The following is a 16012-nucleotide window of genomic DNA, read 5'->3' as shown; positions in this document are numbered from 1 at the left end:
ATAAACTAGATTATGAAAATTTTTCTCAAGCGGTTGCTGTTTTTGCTTCCTATTTTATTGCTGACAAGCTGTTTTGATATTTTAGATAAAGTCAATGTGAAAGCTGACGGAAGCGGTGAGTACTCGCTTATCCTGAATGCCAGTAAAAGCAAAACCAGATTGGCATCCATTTCAAAAATGGAAACCATAAACGGCAAAAAAGTTCCGAAAAAAGGTGAAATTGAAGCTAAAATCAATGAAGCTGCAAGAATTTTTAAAACCGTTCCAGGGATTTCAAATGTGAAAACTTCGATGGATTTTGATAATTACATCATTAAACTGAGCTGTAATTTCAAGAAAATTGAAAACGTCAACGCTGGTTTAGAACAACTGAAAGCCAAAAATATTTTAGGCAAAATGATTCCGACCAATATTTACAGTAACAATCCACAAAAAAAATCTTTTACCAGAAATAAAATCAACACCTTCAAAAGTGATTATGACAAACTGAGTGCAGCCGACAAAGAAGTTTTTAATAATGCTAAATATACCTCTGTTCTGCAGTTTGAAAATACAGTGAAATCTCAGTCTAATAATTCGTATCAGCTTTCGCCCAACAAAAAAGCGATGAAGCTTGAGGGTAATATTTTAGATTTTATCCTTCAGAAAAAGCAGACTCAAAACACTATTTTATTCCAGTAATTCCACAAATTATATATGAAATCTCTACTTTTAAAAACACAGACTTTAGCTTATTTGCTTTTAGGTTTCATTGTTGTTTTTGCACAAAACAGCATGAAAATTCCGCAGAATACTGCATTTTACATGGAAATCAATGGCAAACAGCTCAATAAAAAAATCGATTGGGAAAGATTCAACCCATTTTTGCAGGAAATCACCAAAGATAAAGGCAAAGACAAAAAACCGTCGTGGAACGACTATTCCAAAACGGGAATAAAATATGACGCAACCCAATATCATTACGGAACCTTGAATGATTCTGTTCAAAGCTATAATGCGCATTTTATTATTGATAATCAGGAAAAGTTTCAGGAATTTATTAATTCAACCAAGAAAAAAGGGCTGGAGGTTTCTAAGAAAAGCAACTATTCTTACATCGATATTGACGACAATACATTCGTAGCCTGGAACGGAAATCGTGCCTATCTTACGATGATCAACTACAACAAACCGTCAAAAGATAGCTGGACAGATTATGATGCAGCTGACAGCACCACTGTTGTTGTTGATAGTGCCGTTGCTGTTGTTGATAGTGCTGCGGCAGTTTATGAGGAAGAAGAAAAGCCTTTCGATTATAAAGAAGAAATTCAGTATTTGAAAGATGAGATTAAATATTTAAAAGAAAACATCAAATCAAACAATTCCGATATTCTGAAATATCAAAAAGACATTAAATATCTAGAAAAACACCACAAATATCCTACAGACAAAGTAGAAACTAAAGTTGATCAGCAGAAAGATTATGATCAAATTCCGCCGCCTACCTCTCAGGATGATTATGCAGAAGCAGAAGCTTATCCTTTAGATACAGATTATCAGAAAGAATTGGATTCGCTGCAATCGGAAAAATTTAAAATCGTGAAGAAATTTGCAGAAAATAATTTTGATAGATATTTCAGTTCAAATTACGAGCTTGATGTTCCGAAGGAAATGTTGAGCTTCAGAGATGCTAATTCTGATGTTTTTGTATACACAGATTACGGAAAAATCATGAACGAAGGTATATACGGAAAGATGTTCAGACGTGTTGGGTATACAAAGTTTCTTGAGAAAATGTACAATTCAAATTCTGCGTACAATCTTTATTTCGACAAAGATAAAGTAAGGCTTGTCAACAATATTCAGCATAGAAATTCAGACATTCAGAAAAGCATTTCTGATGTTTACAGAGGCAAGAAAAACAAAAAACTAACCGCTTTAATTAGCGATAAAAGTGTAGGATATTATGCAATGAACGTCAATGGATACAAAACTTTTGATATGATGTACAGCTTTTTCCAGGGCGCCGGAGAAAAAGAATATCAGAAAGAACTTCAGTTGATGATGGAAACCATGAAAATCGTTCTGGATGAAGAAGCCATTGCTAAAATTGCACCCGGAAACGGAATTTTTGTTTTGAACGAACTGAAATCTAAAAAAGTAGATTACACCGACTACGATTACGATGATGATTATAACGAAAAGGAAGTGAAAAAGACCAAAGACGTGATGGTTCCTGATTTTACATTTGCTTTTGCAACAGAAAATGAAGGCTATTGGAAACGTGTTTTTGATGTTTTGACGACCAATAAAGATTTTGCTAAAAAGTTCACAAAAAACGGAGATGTCTACACTTTTAAAGAAGGCAAAAGCAACGGATATCTTGATCAATTATACTTTACGGTAAAAGACGGAATTGTTTATCTTACAAGTTCTACAGAGAATCTGACTGCGAAAAATCAGTCATCGAGTTCAACAAAATGGATGAAAGATTCTGCGAAATATCCTTTGTCCGGAAGATTGGATATTCAAAAACTATTGGTTGGTCTGGAGCAGGAATTCAAAACAGTTTCTGAGAAAAAAACGTTGAATTCGATAAGAAAAAATGTGGGTGAAGTGTATTTTAAAACTGAAGTGAAAGGGGAAAGCATTCAGACAGAAATGGATTATAACATTAAAAATTCTTCGGAAAACAGCTTAATGTATTTCTTCGATTTGTTTGACGAAATTTTCAAAAATATGGAAGCGGATAAAAAGCCACAGACACTTTAGGAAGTTTGATTATGATAATTTAAAGGAAATTCATGAAGAAAAAATATATTGCTCTTATTATCACAGTTCTGCTTTCGGTTGGCGTTTATTTTCTGTTTTTCCATAAAGATAAAAACTTAAAATACATTCCCGAAAATGCAGATGTTGTGGTTGTAGTCGATGTTAAAAAAGCGACAAGACAATATATTTCCAGCTTTTTGATGCATCCTTCAAAATGGTTTGAAGAGGGTGAAAAAAATGACAAGAAAATTTCCATTTCAGATTCGGGTTTGAAAATTCCGGACTTTCTTCAGATTTTTCATTTAAAAAACACTAAAATTTCTGAGTGGTATACCATTTTTGAAATCAACGATAAAGTAAAGTTTTCGACATTTTTAAAAGAACGAAAAATCATATCTTATGGAAAAGATTTATTTAAAAATAACCAGCTTTTTATAAAAATTGAAGGTGGAAAATGTATCGTCGGAACATCAGATTTAAATTTTAAAAACATCGGAAAACCATTTTTTCAAAAATTTAGAAATAAAGTTTTGAATGCAGATTCTTTTACAAGTGAAGGTTTGGGGAGTGTTTCTTTTTTTTCAGAATTGCGAACCCAGAACTTTTCAATTCATTTAAAAGACGATGAAATTGAAATAAAAAATGAACAGAATTCTTCCAATTTCGAATCATTGATTTCAGATTTAAATAAGGAAACACAGTTTTTGAATGTAGAATTGAATTCGGAAAATATTAAAAAAATAAGTTCTGTTTTTAAAGAAAATAGTACAGATTCTGCATCGATTAATCATTTGAAAATGAGCGCAAATCTTGCGGAAGTGAATGATACGATTGTCAGTTATGGCTACGACGATCAATTTAACGAAATTGAAAAAATCAGTTATCAGAAAATCGTTCAACCCAATTATGAAATTTTGCTTCAAACTTCAAATCCCGATAAAACCTGGAATTATTTCCAGCAAAAAAAATGGATTAATGCACAAAATCAGTTTACAGCAATTCCATTTCAGCCAAATTTGATTAGCAAAAGCAAGAATCAGCTTTCTATAAAATCTACGCAAAAAGTTGTGAAATTGAGTGAAAGAAATCAAAACTATATTTTCATCAAAAACAGTCCTTTGCTTTTTTCTTCATTTAAAACTTTAAATAATCCGATTTTTAAAGACGTTGAATATCTTTTCTATGGAAATGAAAATCAGGATTATACGTTGAAATTTAAATTCAAAAAAGAAAAATATCCATTAATTCTAAGGTAAAACAAAATGTGTCCTCCTGAAATTGCTCTCCTAAAAACATGTACGCATTACTTTCTGCATTTGGCCTTTCCTGCAATTATTGCCTTTGTTTTTTATCGTAGTCAGTGGAAAAAAACGTATTTAATTCTTTTGGCAACAATGCTGGTTGATCTTGATCATTTGTTTGCGGATCCTGTTTTTGATCCGAACAGAATGAGCGTTGGATTTCATTTTTTACATTCTTATTATGCCATTGCGGTGTATTTTTTGCTGTTGTTTTTTAAAGGAAATTTAAGAATAATTGGCATCGGATTACTGTTTCACATGTTGACAGATGTTCAGGATTTTGAGCTATGGTGTCATTAAAATATTATTAATATTTTCTTTTAATAATTGAGTTTTCATAGATTTTTTGTATTTTAGAGACACTTATGAAGCTAAAAGAATTCTTACACTACACATATGTTTTTCCTGTCTTAGCGGTAATCTATTACTTCACCGGATTGATGGGAACTGGCACAATTTCAGACATTGTTGCGGGTATTTTGTTAACCGGAAGTGTGCTTTCTGCTGTACATCATGCTGAAGTTGTAGCACATAAAGTAGGAGAGCCTTACGGTACAATTATTCTGGCGCTTTGTATCACGATTATAGAAGTTGCCTTGATTGTGTCGCTGATGGTTGCGGGTGGTGACCAAGCAATTACTTTAGCTCGAGATACGGTTTTTGCGGCTGTAATGATTATTCTGAATGGTATCATCGGTATTTGTATTCTGGTAGGAGGTGTTAAGTATTTCGAGCAGTATTTTGCCCGTACTTCTGCAACGACTTATCTTGTGAGTATTGTTTCAATTCTTGTGATAACATTAGTTCTTCCCAATTTCACTTCAAGCGTCAACGGACCTTATTATAATAATGCACAATTGGTTTTTGTATCAATTGCCTGTCTTGTGATTTACGGAGTTTTTCTGATGGTTCAGACGGTAAGACACAGAAGTTATTTTGTGCCCGCTGATGGTAATGCAGAAGAGTATTTTATTCCGAATAGAATGCAGACTATTATCAGCTTTGTATTTTTGGTAATTTGCCTTGTGATTGTCGTATTATTGGCAAAAGGCCTCTCAAAAACAATCGAAGATGTGGTACAGGGTATGGGAGCGCCTAAGTCTCTGGTAGGAGTTATTATTGCAGGAGTTGTATTGCTTCCGGAAGGTCTTGCGGCCATACGAGCGGCGAGAAATAATCAGATACAGTCGAGTTTAAATTTAGCTTTAGGATCAGCTTTAGCAAGTATCGGATTAAGTATTCCGGCTATCTCTGCGGTGAGTATTATGTATGATATTCCTTTGGTTTTGGGGCTTGATAAGAAAGATATTATTCTTCTAACCCTATCCGTATTTATCGTGATGTTGTCCTTAAGCAGGGGGAAAACAAATGTCTTATACGGAACAGTTCTTTTAGTGAATTTAGCAGCCTATATCTTTACGGTAATCGTACCTTAATTTTTAACCCGAATTCAGAAACGCTTAAAGTTTTCTCGCCACTTCCATTTTGTAAGCCATCAGATTGGCGATGTTTTCTGACTTTGTAATTGCCATATCAGCATTTTGACCTGTGAAATTTTCTTCAATAGTTTGTTTCCACAGTTTTAACCATTGTGCAAAATGATGCTTTTCCATTGCTTCCAATTGGTTGATCGGGAAATGTACTGCCATCGGATTTCCTTTATAGCTCATTTGTCCGAACAAAATAGTTTCCCAGAAAGAATACATTTTTGGTAAATGCTTTTGAAAATCAACTTTTACAATGTCTTTAAAGAAGAAACCGATCGTTTCATCCTTTACCACTTTATCGTAAAATGAATTAACAAGCAACTCTATATCTTCTCTCGATTCTAAATTTTTCATTTCAGATGTATTTAATTGGAACTAAAAATTATACATCAAATTTAGTTTAATTCTAAATCTTAAAGAAGATCGTACGCTTGATAAGATTCATAAAAACAATATTTTATCTTTGTAAATTCTTTTATCTTTTTTAAAGTTAAAAATAAAAACCACACAAATGATTTACTAAATATGGCAAAAGGTTTCAGAAAAAGAATCAAACAGGAAAACGCTGAAAACAGTGGCTTTGGAAGTCGGGCTTCGGGAAGATTTATCAATAAAGACGGGCTTCCTAATGTAAGAAGAAGAGGGGTTAACGTCTTCAACAGGCTGAGTTGGTATCATACGATGCTGAATTTATCGTCATTTCGATTCATAACCTATTTGGTGATGATGTATATTCTGATCAATCTGGTTTTTGCGTGTATTTACTACCTGATTGGTGTAGAGCATCTTACCGGAATAGATAAGAGCAATCCTTTAGATGAATTTATTGATGTGTTTTTCTTTAGTTCACAAACTTTTACTACGGTTGGTTACGGCAGAATTGCTCCGATAGGATTTTTGGCAAGTTTGGTTGCTACTTTTGAGGCGTTTTTAGGATTGCTTACCTTTGCCATTGCAACAGGTTTGTTTTACGGAAGATTTTCAAGACCCAGAGCTTATCTAAGGTTTTCAGATATTGCGGTGATTGCTCCTTTTCAGGATGTTACAGCGTTGATGTTCAGGTTGGCTCCTTATAAAAATAATGCTTTGACAGATGCTGATGTTACCCTTTCGACAGCCATTGAGATTAATGAAGATGGAACGACGAAAAGTAATTTCTACCGACTCGAAACTCATTTAAGTAAAATCAATACTTTATCTCTGAACTGGACGATAGTGCATAAAATTGATGAGAATTCTCCATTTGCCGGATTTTCTGCTGATGATTTTAAAAATACAAATATTGAAATCATCGTACATGTACGAGCGTTTGATGAAGTGTTTTCAAATACGGTTGTTCAGAGAGCATCGTATGTGTCGAGGGAGATTATCTACGGAGCAAAATTTTCTCCAATGTATTATCCTGACGAAGAGAAGGATTCAACGGTTCTGGATCTTGATAAAATAAATGAATATCAGAAAGTAGAACTTCCGGTTTTTGAGGCGGAGAAATCATAATGAATTTAGAATTATACAAAAAACAGGCTTTAGAAAAGCAGAAAGAGCATAAAAAATTCTTAGAAGGTTTGAAAAAAAAGCCTCCTAAAAATCTTGATTACATTGTTCAGGAAATACATGAAGAAGTTTTTGAAAAAATAGACTGTCTTCAGTGTGCCAATTGCTGTAAAACGACCGGACCACTTTATACGGAGAAAGATATCGAAAGGATTTCCAAACATCTTCGCATGAAGCAGGCAGATTTTGAAAGTAAATTTCTACGTGTTGATGAAGATAATGACAAAGTTCTCCAAAACCTACCTTGCTATTTTCTAAATGAAGATAATACCTGCTCAATCTACGAAGTTCGTCCGAAAGCGTGCAGAGAATATCCACATACAGACCGAAAGAAAATCTATCAGATTAATGATTTAATGATAAAAAATACGGTCATTTGCCCGGCTGCTTTTGAGTTTGTTGAAAGCATGATGAAGAATTTGAATAAATAGATTTCAATCTTAAAAATTTCTAAAGTCTTATAAATTTTAGTTAAAACGAGTGTGAATTATAATTTTATCTAAACAACTTCGTTTCAGAATTAAATCAATCCCCAATTGATTTGCTATTAGAAGTAGTTTTTTTATATAAGTAAAAATGGAATCCTGAGATGTAATGTTTCAGGATTTTTTTTGTAATTATGTGTAAATAATTAATCACTACATAATAGTCATTTTCTTATTACATGAAAAAACTCAACCCATCGATTAAGCATCATCTACTAATAGGGATCTTCCTCAGTATCTGGCTTTTTATCTTTGCTTTTTTTATAAGACCGTTTGATGATGGAACGATAAGTTTTAAAGTATGGGTTCTTATCAGTATCGGATTTAGCTTCATCGCATTTCTATCTTATGGTGTTCTGGCTTTACTTCAAAAAAAGATTTATAATAAACTATCAAAATGGAATATTGGATTGGAAATAGTCAGCCTTATTTTTTTTCAACTTCTTTATTTGATATGTACGTTTTGTTTTTACAAAAGTCCGGTCTTACAAGGAGGATATGATTTTTTTACATTTTTAAAGATTATAATTCTTAAATCGGCTTTGATCTCGACACCTATCATAGTTTTGGCAAGAATATATGCTGTTACATTAATTCCTGCAAAAGACGATAATATCATTATGAGAGGAGAGAACAAGTTGGATATTTTAAAAATAAGAAAAGATGATTTGATCTGTGTCTCAAATTCGCAAAATTATGTTGAGATCTTCTTTATAGATGGTAGCGAGCTAAAAACAAAACTTATACGGAGTACGCTTAAAAAGATTCAGAATGATTTTGATTTTTTAGTTCAGGTTCATCGTTCGCATTTAATAAATCCGTCCCATTTTAAGGCTTGGAAAAATCAAGATACCATTTCTCTTACCCAAATTGAACTTCCTGTTTCTAAAAATTATAGAGAGTATTTATTGACCCTGTAATTTCTGTACCTAAAACGGTATACTTCATACCTAATCCCCATATTTACATGGATTTAAGTAGTATTTGTATTTATTTTGTTTTTCAAATTAAACGAGATAATTTATGAAAAAACGATGGATTAGGAGAATTTTGTATTCAGTTATGGCATTATTAGGTGTTGTTATCTGTGCTTTTATTTGGGCAGATCATGAATTAAATAAAGTCATGGGGAAATCTACCAAGACTATTGATATTTCTTCGACTATTAAACCTTCTAAAATGCTTCAGATAAGAAATGTCAACGTTCTTTCAGAAGATTGCAGTCATTTTATTAAAAATCAAAATATACTTATTAAAGACGGTGTGATTCTTCAATTAAGCGAAGATCAAACTATAAATAGAGAGGCTACTATTATTGATGGTACAGGGCAATATTTGATTCCTGGTCTTGTAGATAGTCATGTTCATTTAAAAGAAAGCAAGAATGATTTGTTTTTATATTTGGCGAATGGAATTACTTACATCAGAGAAATGGCCGGACAGCCTGTTGTCTTAGAATGGAGAAAGTCAATACAAAAAAATGGTCTCGGCCCACGAATGTTTATTGCATCCCCACCAATATATAGTGAGAGCGGATTGACGGGTTATTATTATAGCTGGACAAGAAAATCCATCAACTATTCAAATAAAAATGATGCCCAAAAAGCAATAAAAAAATAAACGAACAAGGCTATGACGCGATTAAAATGTATGGTTTTGTGACTCAGGAAATGGTTAAGACAACCAATGAAATTGCTAAAGAAAATAATATTCCGGTGATTGGGCACATACCTTTAGTTAATTTAGAAACCTTTTATAAATCAGGTCAAAAAGAGGTAGCTCATATTGAAGAACTCACCGTTAAAACAATTGATGAGTTTGGAAAACCAATTTCTAAAAACCGTAAAGAATATCTTACATTTTTAAAAGTACGCTCTGTGCAGATTGCGAAAAAGCTGAAAGAAAATGATATTAGTATTACTTCAACGGTTGCGTTGTGTGAAAGTTTTGTGGAGCAAAGATTTAATTTAAAATCTAAACTTAAAGAGGTAGAATTAAAATATGTCAACCCAAAAATTATTAAGGGAACTCCGCTGTACAAATTAGGCTGGCTACCCGGCAAAAATGGATATGAGTATGATGGAAAAGATGAGCCAAGCGCAAAAAAATCATCATTGACTTTTTGGAAAACCTATGTAGAGGCTATACATATCATGACAAAGGCATTGGTAGACTATAAAGTACTGATTATGGCCGGAACAGATGCTAATGTACCTGTTTCTGTCCCTGGATTTTCTCTTCATAATGAGTTGGAATCTTTATCTAAATCAGGAATGACCAACTCACAAGCCATTTATTCTGCAACTGTTGCGCCAGGCAATTGGATGAAAAGTAAAACGGGAAAAATAAAAATGGGATATCATTCAGATCTGGTGCTGCTTAGAAAAAATCCATTAGAAGATATTAAAAATACAAAGACTATTGAATATGTGTTTTTTAATAAATATGTCATCAATAAAAAACAAATTAAAACTATTTTGAAAGCTATTGAAGATGCTAATAATGAAAACAGAAGTATGAAAATTAATGAATATTTACATTGAAAAAAGATAGCGTTTTAACTATAACAAAACAATATCTTTTCATCAGATAAAAATAAAAAAAGCATTGAACTGGACATTCAATGCTTTCACTTTCACTATTACTTTTTTCCCATTTGTAGTCCCGGGACAGGTTGTAAGAAAAAAGGTCGGGAAACCTCCCGACCTTTATATTTTATACTACTCCTTGAGCAAGCATTGCTTCTGCTACTTTTACGAATCCGGCGATGTTAGCGCCTTTTACGTAGTTCACATAGCCATCTTCTTCTTTACCGTAGTCTCTACAAGCTTTGTGGATTCCGATCATGATCTCTTTCAGTCTTGCGTCAACTTCTTCTGAAGTCCAGTTCAATCTGATTGAGTTTTGAGTCATTTCAAGACCTGAAGTGGCAACACCACCTGCGTTAGAAGCTTTCCCGGGAGAGAACAATACTTTGTTTTCAAGGAAATAATTGATTGCGTCTAATGTAGAAGGCATATTCGCTGCTTCGGTTACACAAAGACAGCCGTTTTCTACCAACATTCTTGCATCTTCTAAGTGCAATTCGTTTTGAGTTGCAGAAGGGATGGCTACATCACACTTCACTTCCCAAGGACGTTTCCCAGCGTGGAATACCGCAGATGGATATTTTTTAGCATAATCTTCGGCTCTGTTGTTTCCTGAAGATCTCAATTCTAATAAATAATCGATTTTTTCTCCGTCGATACCGTCTTTATCATACACATAACCGTCCGGACCAGAAAGGGTAACTACTTTTCCGCCAAGTTCTGATATTTTTTTGATAACTCCCCAAGCTACGTTTCCGAAACCTGAAACAGTAACTGTTTTATCTTTAAAGGTTTGTCCGATAGTCTTTAACATCTGCTCAGCGAAGTAAACAACACCGTAACCAGTCGCTTCAGGACGGATTAATGAACCTCCGTAAGCAAGACCTTTTCCGGTAAGAACTCCGGTAAATTCGTTTCTGATTTTCTTGTACTGACCGAATAAATATCCGATTTCTCTTGCTCCAACACCGATGTCTCCCGCAGGAACGTCAGTTTCAGGGCCAATGTGCTTACACAATTCTGTCATGAAAGCCTGGCAGAAACGCATCACTTCCATATCAGTTTTTCCTTGTGGGTCAAAATCTGAACCTCCTTTTCCACCTCCCATTGGAAGCGTAGTCAATGAGTTTTTGAAAACCTGCTCGAAAGCTAAGAATTTAAGCACAGAAAGGTTTACTGTAGGATGGAAACGAATTCCTCCTTTGTAAGGTCCGATGGCAGAGTTCATCTGAATTCTGAAACCTCTGTTTACTTGGATTTCTCCTTTATCATCAACCCATGGAACTCTGAAAATAATAATTCTTTCAGCTTCAGCCATTCTCTCAAGAAGCTTCATGCCGGTATATTCTTTTCTGGTTAGGATAAACGGAATTACAGTTACAGCAACTTCTTTAACTGCTTGTAAGAATTCCGGTTCGTTAGGATTTTTCGCCTCAATTTTGGAGATAAATTCCTGGATTTTCTGGTCAATATTATATTGTTCCATATTAGATAGGGTTGAATATTATGTCAACAAATTTAATTTTTTTTCAAGATTCACAATAGCTTATTTAATATTTGCTGATAATTCAATAATAATGGGATGGAATATTATTAAATTGATAATTTTAAACTAAAGTTTGTTAAAAATTAAATGTTATATGTGAAATAATGAAATATTAAGAAATCGTTAATTCTTATATTGCTAAAAATTGTCTCCCGGAAAATGATTTTACTTTTCCCAAAAGCTCCAATTCTAATATTACCGGCAGTATTTTGTGTGAAGCCACCGAAATTTTTTCTGCTAAATCATCCAAAGAGACGTGTGGATTTGCTGCAATATTTTGATATATTAATTCTTGATTTTCAGATAATTGAATTGAAATTTCACTGCGTGGAAAAAGTTCTTCAATTTTCTCTTTTGGATCATTAAAACCAACCAAATCAAGTAAATCTTTAATTGTAGAAATGGCTGTCGCTTTATTCTGAAAAATAAGATGGTTGCAACCTTGGCTGTATTTGTCAGTAATCTTTCCGGGTAAAGCAAAAACGTCCCTGTTATAGGTGTTGGCAAATGTTGCGGTACTGATTGAGCCTCCGCCGAATGCTGTTTCTACCACAATCGTAGATGAAGAAATTCCGGCAACAATTCTGTTTCTTTGAATAAAATTTTCCCGATCCGGCTTTCTTGAAGAATTAAATTCTGTAAGCAATCCTCCGTTTTCTTCAATGATTTTTTCTGAAAGTTTTCTGTTTTTTGAAGGGTAAAACGTGTGAAAACCATGCGCCAAAACTCCAATCGTGGGAATCTGATGTTTCAATGATTGCTCGTGAACTTCCTTATCAACACCTAAAGCTAAACCGCTAACGGAGATGAATTGATGTGATTTTGCTTCTTCGAAAAAATCTTCGATAAACTTTTTGCCGTAAGCTGTAATATTTCTGGTTCCAACTAAACTTATCGTTTTTAAATTGTTGTCAAAATTTCCTTTCTGGTAGAGAATTGCGGGCGCATCATCACATTCTTTGAGCAAAAAAGGAAGTTCATTTTGATGCCGTAGATTGATTTTTATGGAATTTTTTTCGCAAAATAAAAGCTCTTTTTCAGCAAATTTCAAATGCTCAGGATTTCCAATATCGGAAACTGTTTTTGTGCCGATTCCGTCGGTTTTGCTGAGTTCTTTTTTTGCTGACTGCCAAACATTTTTTGCGCTTCCGAAACTTCGGACAAGTTTGAAAAAATTAATATCACCTATAAAATTACACTCGCGGAGAGCAATAGAGTAGAGATGTTCTTCAGAATACATTTGTGTGTTATTTTATTCAAATGTAGCAAATTAGGATTTATTTTCGTCGTAATTCTTCCAAATGATCCCAAATATCTTCATTTTTTTTGTAGGGTAATTCTAAAAAGTCATCAGGATGGTTTTCTTTGTATTCCTGCCAAAGCTTGTCATCTTTTTCACTATAATAATTAGGAAATTCCCAAATGAATCTCTTCTTTTTATCACCTACATTTTTAAATATAAAGGCAAGAATAATTCCTACAACAGCTCCTGATAAATGTGCTTGCCAGGAGATTTTGCTCGGCTCCTGAAGATTGTGAAAAAGTTCTTCAGGAAACATTCCCCAAATTAAGCTTCCATAATATAAGACGACCAAAAGTGAGATGGTAAGGAGTGTCATATTCCATTTAAAAACACCACTGAAAAACAGAAAAAATGCAAGCACATAAACAACTCCACTGGCTCCGATAGTACAAGTGTAGGTGTATTGTCCAGTCATAATATCAATTGGTGGAAGCGCCCAAAGTAAAAGCCCAGTCGCAAGCCAACCGAGAATAAAAACTTTATTGGCCACTAAAGGATAAAATTGATATAAAAGGCACATTAAAACTGCGATAGGAATGGAGTTGCTCACTATATGATCAATACTTCCGTGGAGTAAAGGCGAGGTGATAATCCCAAGCAAACCTTCCGGAAGTAAAGGGATAATCGCCCCAAAGCAACTTGCAAAAAAGCCCTGCATCTGTAGAAAATATCCCAACCACATGGCACCCAGCATGAGCAGAGGATTGATGATGGCGTTTTTGTGAATTACATTTTTAAACATACCTGAAAACTGTCAAATCAAAAGCCAAGTATAAATTTCGGAAAATTTGTCGATGATTTTAATTTTAATCAAATATTTGAGACAAAAAGTAATGTTTTTGGGAATATAATGTTTTAAAATCATGACGTAAAGTGTTTGATTATAAACCTCTGAAAACGTGTAAACTTGGTGTTTCACATTATATTCCTATTTTTGCATTTGGAAAAATTGAGATTTATGAAAAAGATTTTCGTTTTACTTTTTATGTATCTGAGTGTACATTCATTTGCGCAAGTTGTCATCAGTGACTCTGCAGCCGTTGATACCATAAAAAAACCAAGACACTGGTCTGTGATTGCAAAAAACAGTGTGATGTTTAACCAGGCAGCTTTCTCCAATTGGGTTGGTGGTGGAGCCAACAACGTGGGTTGGTTGGCTAGCGCAAATTATAACCTTGTGTACGAAAATGGGCGACACCTTTGGGAAAATATTATTATCCTTAATTACGGACAAAATACGACCAAAGGAGTTGGGACAAGAAAAACTCAGGATGTCCTTAATATTTCCACCAACTACGGACGACAGTTTTCAAAGAGCTGGTATGTTTCTACTGGTGCGAGTTTACTGTCACAGTTCTCAGGTGGTTTTGAAGATGGAAATAATCCTGAAGCTAAGAAAATTTCTAACTTTATGGCTCCGGGATATGTGAATGCCGGTTTAGGTATCACTTACAGACCAAATGACAATCTTACGGTTACGCTAAGACCTGCCAATGGTAGATTTACATTTGTTTTAGATAAAGAATTGCAGCTTACAGGAAACTATGGTTTAAAATCGGATGGAGATTTTTTCTTGATGCAAATAGGTTTCCTAGGTTCAGCAATTTATAAAGTTAAATTGATGGAAAATATAGAAATGACCAATACAGCATCTATATTCTCCAATTATCTTGAAAACCCTGATCACATGGTGTTGTCGTACAATATGCTTCTAAATATGAAAATCAACAGATTTGTATCATCCATTGTTACTTTAGATTTGATGTACGATCATAATCAAATTCAAAAAACTCAGCTAAAGCAGACTTTGGGAATTGGTTTTGCCTACAATATTGATAATGGAGTGAAACGTTCTGACAGAAAAGACAGCCAGTGGTGGCTTAAAAAATAGATTTAAAAATCACTATAAAACAAGAAAAGCACTTCAATTGAAGTGCTTTTCTTGTTTGTAAATTAACACAGATACCACTTGTGTTAAGGTAATCTGTTATAAATGATAAGATTGCGATTTATTTCTTGTGATAGTGTATAATTTTTTATTTATCTTGGATATACATTTAAAAATAAATTTATCATGAAAAAATTCTATTACCACTCTCTATTTTTTTTGGAGTAGCTGCTTCTGCACAAGATTTAAAAACAGATGCAGTAATCGCTGATACTACAAAAGCATGGTCTATTCAGGGACAAAATACTTTAATGCTCAATCAGGCTGCCTTTTCAAATTGGGTAGGCGGTGGAGCTAATAATGTAGGCTGGCTTGCAGGTGCCAACTATAACATGACTTACGAAAAAGGGAAAGATTTATGGGAAAATATTATTATTCTCGGTTACGGACAAAATAATACGCAAGGCGTTGGAAACAGAAAAACTCAAGATGTCATTAATCTTTCAACTAACTATGGAAGAGAGTTTGCAAAAAGCTGGTATCTTTCTGGTGGAGCAAGTTTGCAAACGCAGTTCGCCGGAGGTTTTGAAGATGGAAATAATCCTGATGCAAAGAAAATTTCAAACTTTATGGCTCCCGGCTATGTAAATGTTGGCGTTGGAGTTACTTATCGGCCTAATGATAATTTTACAATGACTTTACGCCCTGCCAATGCGAGAATTACTTTTGTATTAGATGAAGAACTGCAGACGGCCGGAAATTATGGGTTGAAAAATGATGGTGATGCCTCATTATTTCAATTTGGTTTCTTGGGTACAGCGGTTTATAAATTGAAATTAATGGAAAATATCAATTTAACCAATACGGCTTCTGTTTTTTCAAATTATTTGGATCATCCTGAAAGATTAGTACTTGCATACGGTGCAGTATTGAATATGAAAATCAATAAATATATCTCATCAAATATTACTGTTGATGTATTGTATGATCATAATCAGATTCAGAAAACCCAGTTAAAACAAACTTTAGGTGTTGGGCTAGCATACAATATTGATAATGGAAAAAAGGCTTCTGATAAAAAAGAACAACAGTCTTGGATGAAGAAATAA

Annotated in this window: 16 protein-coding genes; 12 read left to right on the top strand and 4 right to left on the bottom strand. The window is 33.8% G+C overall.

The window, feature by feature from the left end; translation table 11 throughout:
- The first annotated feature begins 12 nt into the window (after positions 1 to 12).
- The 5 genes from EAG08_RS10435 to EAG08_RS10415 all read left to right on the top strand — a co-directional run bounded on the left by EAG08_RS10435 (position 13) and on the right by EAG08_RS10415 (position 5488).
- Positions 13 to 681, top strand: coding sequence for a hypothetical protein (locus EAG08_RS10435; protein WP_129535378.1), 669 nt, complete (start codon positions 13 to 15; stop codon positions 679 to 681).
- A gap of 15 nt (positions 682 to 696) precedes the next feature.
- Complete coding sequence (locus EAG08_RS10430; protein ID WP_129535377.1) at positions 697 to 2751, top strand: hypothetical protein; 2055 nt, start codon at positions 697 to 699, stop codon at positions 2749 to 2751.
- Between the two features lie 32 nt (positions 2752 to 2783).
- Entirely contained in the window at positions 2784 to 4007 is a 1224-nt protein-coding gene (locus EAG08_RS10425; protein ID WP_129535376.1) for a hypothetical protein, read from the top strand.
- A gap of 6 nt (positions 4008 to 4013) precedes the next feature.
- Positions 4014 to 4352, top strand: a complete 339-nt coding sequence (locus EAG08_RS10420; protein WP_129535375.1) for a DUF6122 family protein — start codon at positions 4014 to 4016, stop codon at positions 4350 to 4352.
- 65 nt (positions 4353 to 4417) lie between these two features.
- The gene (locus EAG08_RS10415) at positions 4418 to 5488 is read left to right on the top strand and encodes a calcium:proton antiporter (RefSeq protein ID WP_129535374.1); all 1071 of its coding nucleotides are present in this window, start codon (positions 4418 to 4420) and stop codon (positions 5486 to 5488) included.
- A gap of 24 nt (positions 5489 to 5512) precedes the next feature.
- On the opposite strand, the gene EAG08_RS10410 is transcribed toward EAG08_RS10415, so the two are convergent.
- Positions 5513 to 5893: a group III truncated hemoglobin gene (locus tag EAG08_RS10410; protein ID WP_129535373.1), complete on the bottom strand. Its 381-nt coding sequence runs from the start codon at positions 5891 to 5893 to the stop codon at positions 5513 to 5515.
- Between the two features lie 171 nt (positions 5894 to 6064).
- Between EAG08_RS10410 and EAG08_RS10405 the strand changes: the two genes are divergently transcribed.
- From EAG08_RS10405 to EAG08_RS10385, 5 genes are all read left to right on the top strand, one after another.
- A complete protein-coding gene (locus EAG08_RS10405) occupies positions 6065 to 7036 on the top strand; it encodes an ion channel (RefSeq protein WP_129535372.1) in 972 nt (323 codons plus the stop codon).
- Positions 7036 to 7524: a YkgJ family cysteine cluster protein gene (locus EAG08_RS10400; RefSeq protein ID WP_129535371.1), complete on the top strand. Its 489-nt coding sequence runs from the start codon at positions 7036 to 7038 to the stop codon at positions 7522 to 7524. Before EAG08_RS10405 ends, EAG08_RS10400 begins: the two co-directional genes overlap by 1 nt.
- Before the next feature lie 620 nt (positions 7525 to 8144).
- Entirely contained in the window at positions 8145 to 8498 is a 354-nt protein-coding gene (locus EAG08_RS22040; RefSeq protein ID WP_228446493.1) for a LytTR family DNA-binding domain-containing protein, read from the top strand.
- Positions 8499 to 8601: 103 nt separating this feature from the next.
- Entirely contained in the window at positions 8602 to 9198 is a 597-nt protein-coding gene (locus EAG08_RS10390; protein ID WP_129535369.1) for a hypothetical protein, read from the top strand.
- Between the two features lie 26 nt (positions 9199 to 9224).
- Positions 9225 to 10121, top strand: coding sequence for a hypothetical protein (locus tag EAG08_RS10385; RefSeq protein WP_129535368.1), 897 nt, complete (start codon positions 9225 to 9227; stop codon positions 10119 to 10121).
- Between the two features lie 172 nt (positions 10122 to 10293).
- On the opposite strand, the gene gdhA is transcribed toward EAG08_RS10385, so the two are convergent.
- From gdhA to EAG08_RS10370, 3 genes are all read right to left on the bottom strand, one after another.
- Positions 10294 to 11652, bottom strand: coding sequence for an NADP-specific glutamate dehydrogenase (gdhA, locus tag EAG08_RS10380; protein ID WP_129535367.1), 1359 nt, complete (start codon positions 11650 to 11652; stop codon positions 10294 to 10296).
- A gap of 190 nt (positions 11653 to 11842) precedes the next feature.
- Positions 11843 to 12952: a DNA-processing protein DprA gene (gene dprA / locus EAG08_RS10375; protein ID WP_129535366.1), complete on the bottom strand. Its 1110-nt coding sequence runs from the start codon at positions 12950 to 12952 to the stop codon at positions 11843 to 11845.
- A gap of 37 nt (positions 12953 to 12989) precedes the next feature.
- Complete coding sequence (locus EAG08_RS10370; protein WP_129535365.1) at positions 12990 to 13757, bottom strand: rhomboid family intramembrane serine protease; 768 nt, start codon at positions 13755 to 13757, stop codon at positions 12990 to 12992.
- A 216-nt stretch (positions 13758 to 13973) separates the two neighbouring features.
- Here EAG08_RS10370 and EAG08_RS10365 point away from each other — a divergent pair, with 216 nt between their 5' ends.
- Positions 13974 to 14906, top strand: a complete 933-nt coding sequence (locus EAG08_RS10365; RefSeq protein ID WP_129535364.1) for a DUF3078 domain-containing protein — start codon at positions 13974 to 13976, stop codon at positions 14904 to 14906.
- A gap of 308 nt (positions 14907 to 15214) precedes the next feature.
- Entirely contained in the window at positions 15215 to 16012 is a 798-nt protein-coding gene (locus EAG08_RS10360) for a DUF3078 domain-containing protein (protein ID WP_410493259.1), read from the top strand.

The sequence above is a fragment of the Chryseobacterium sp. 3008163 genome (genome assembly GCF_003669035.1).
GTDB lineage: Bacteria > Bacteroidota > Bacteroidia > Flavobacteriales > Weeksellaceae > Chryseobacterium.
Note: the sequence above shows the minus strand (reverse complement) of the source record. Positions and strands in the feature narration are given on the sequence as shown.

Excerpts from the sequence above, each read along its gene's own strand:
- dprA (WP_129535366.1), bottom strand. The coding sequence starts at position 12,952 with ATGTATTCTGAAGAACATCTCTACTCTATTGCTCTCCGCGAGTGTAAT.
- EAG08_RS10430 (WP_129535377.1), top strand. The coding sequence starts at position 697 with ATGAAATCTCTACTTTTAAAAACACAGACTTTAGCTTATTTGCTTTTA.
- EAG08_RS10410 (WP_129535373.1), bottom strand. The coding sequence starts at position 5,893 with ATGAAAAATTTAGAATCGAGAGAAGATATAGAGTTGCTTGTTAATTCA.
- EAG08_RS10365 (WP_129535364.1), top strand. The coding sequence starts at position 13,974 with ATGAAAAAGATTTTCGTTTTACTTTTTATGTATCTGAGTGTACATTCA.
- EAG08_RS10420 (WP_129535375.1), top strand. The coding sequence starts at position 4,014 with ATGTGTCCTCCTGAAATTGCTCTCCTAAAAACATGTACGCATTACTTT.
- EAG08_RS10370 (WP_129535365.1), bottom strand. The coding sequence starts at position 13,757 with ATGTTTAAAAATGTAATTCACAAAAACGCCATCATCAATCCTCTGCTC.
- EAG08_RS10435 (WP_129535378.1), top strand. The coding sequence starts at position 13 with ATGAAAATTTTTCTCAAGCGGTTGCTGTTTTTGCTTCCTATTTTATTG.
- EAG08_RS10400 (WP_129535371.1), top strand. The coding sequence starts at position 7,036 with ATGAATTTAGAATTATACAAAAAACAGGCTTTAGAAAAGCAGAAAGAG.
- EAG08_RS10385 (WP_129535368.1), top strand. The coding sequence starts at position 9,225 with ATGTATGGTTTTGTGACTCAGGAAATGGTTAAGACAACCAATGAAATT.
- gdhA (WP_129535367.1), bottom strand. The coding sequence starts at position 11,652 with ATGGAACAATATAATATTGACCAGAAAATCCAGGAATTTATCTCCAAA.
- EAG08_RS10360 (WP_410493259.1), top strand. The coding sequence starts at position 15,215 with ATGCTCAATCAGGCTGCCTTTTCAAATTGGGTAGGCGGTGGAGCTAAT.
- EAG08_RS10390 (WP_129535369.1), top strand. The coding sequence starts at position 8,602 with ATGAAAAAACGATGGATTAGGAGAATTTTGTATTCAGTTATGGCATTA.
- EAG08_RS10415 (WP_129535374.1), top strand. The coding sequence starts at position 4,418 with ATGAAGCTAAAAGAATTCTTACACTACACATATGTTTTTCCTGTCTTA.
- EAG08_RS10405 (WP_129535372.1), top strand. The coding sequence starts at position 6,065 with ATGGCAAAAGGTTTCAGAAAAAGAATCAAACAGGAAAACGCTGAAAAC.
- EAG08_RS10425 (WP_129535376.1), top strand. The coding sequence starts at position 2,784 with ATGAAGAAAAAATATATTGCTCTTATTATCACAGTTCTGCTTTCGGTT.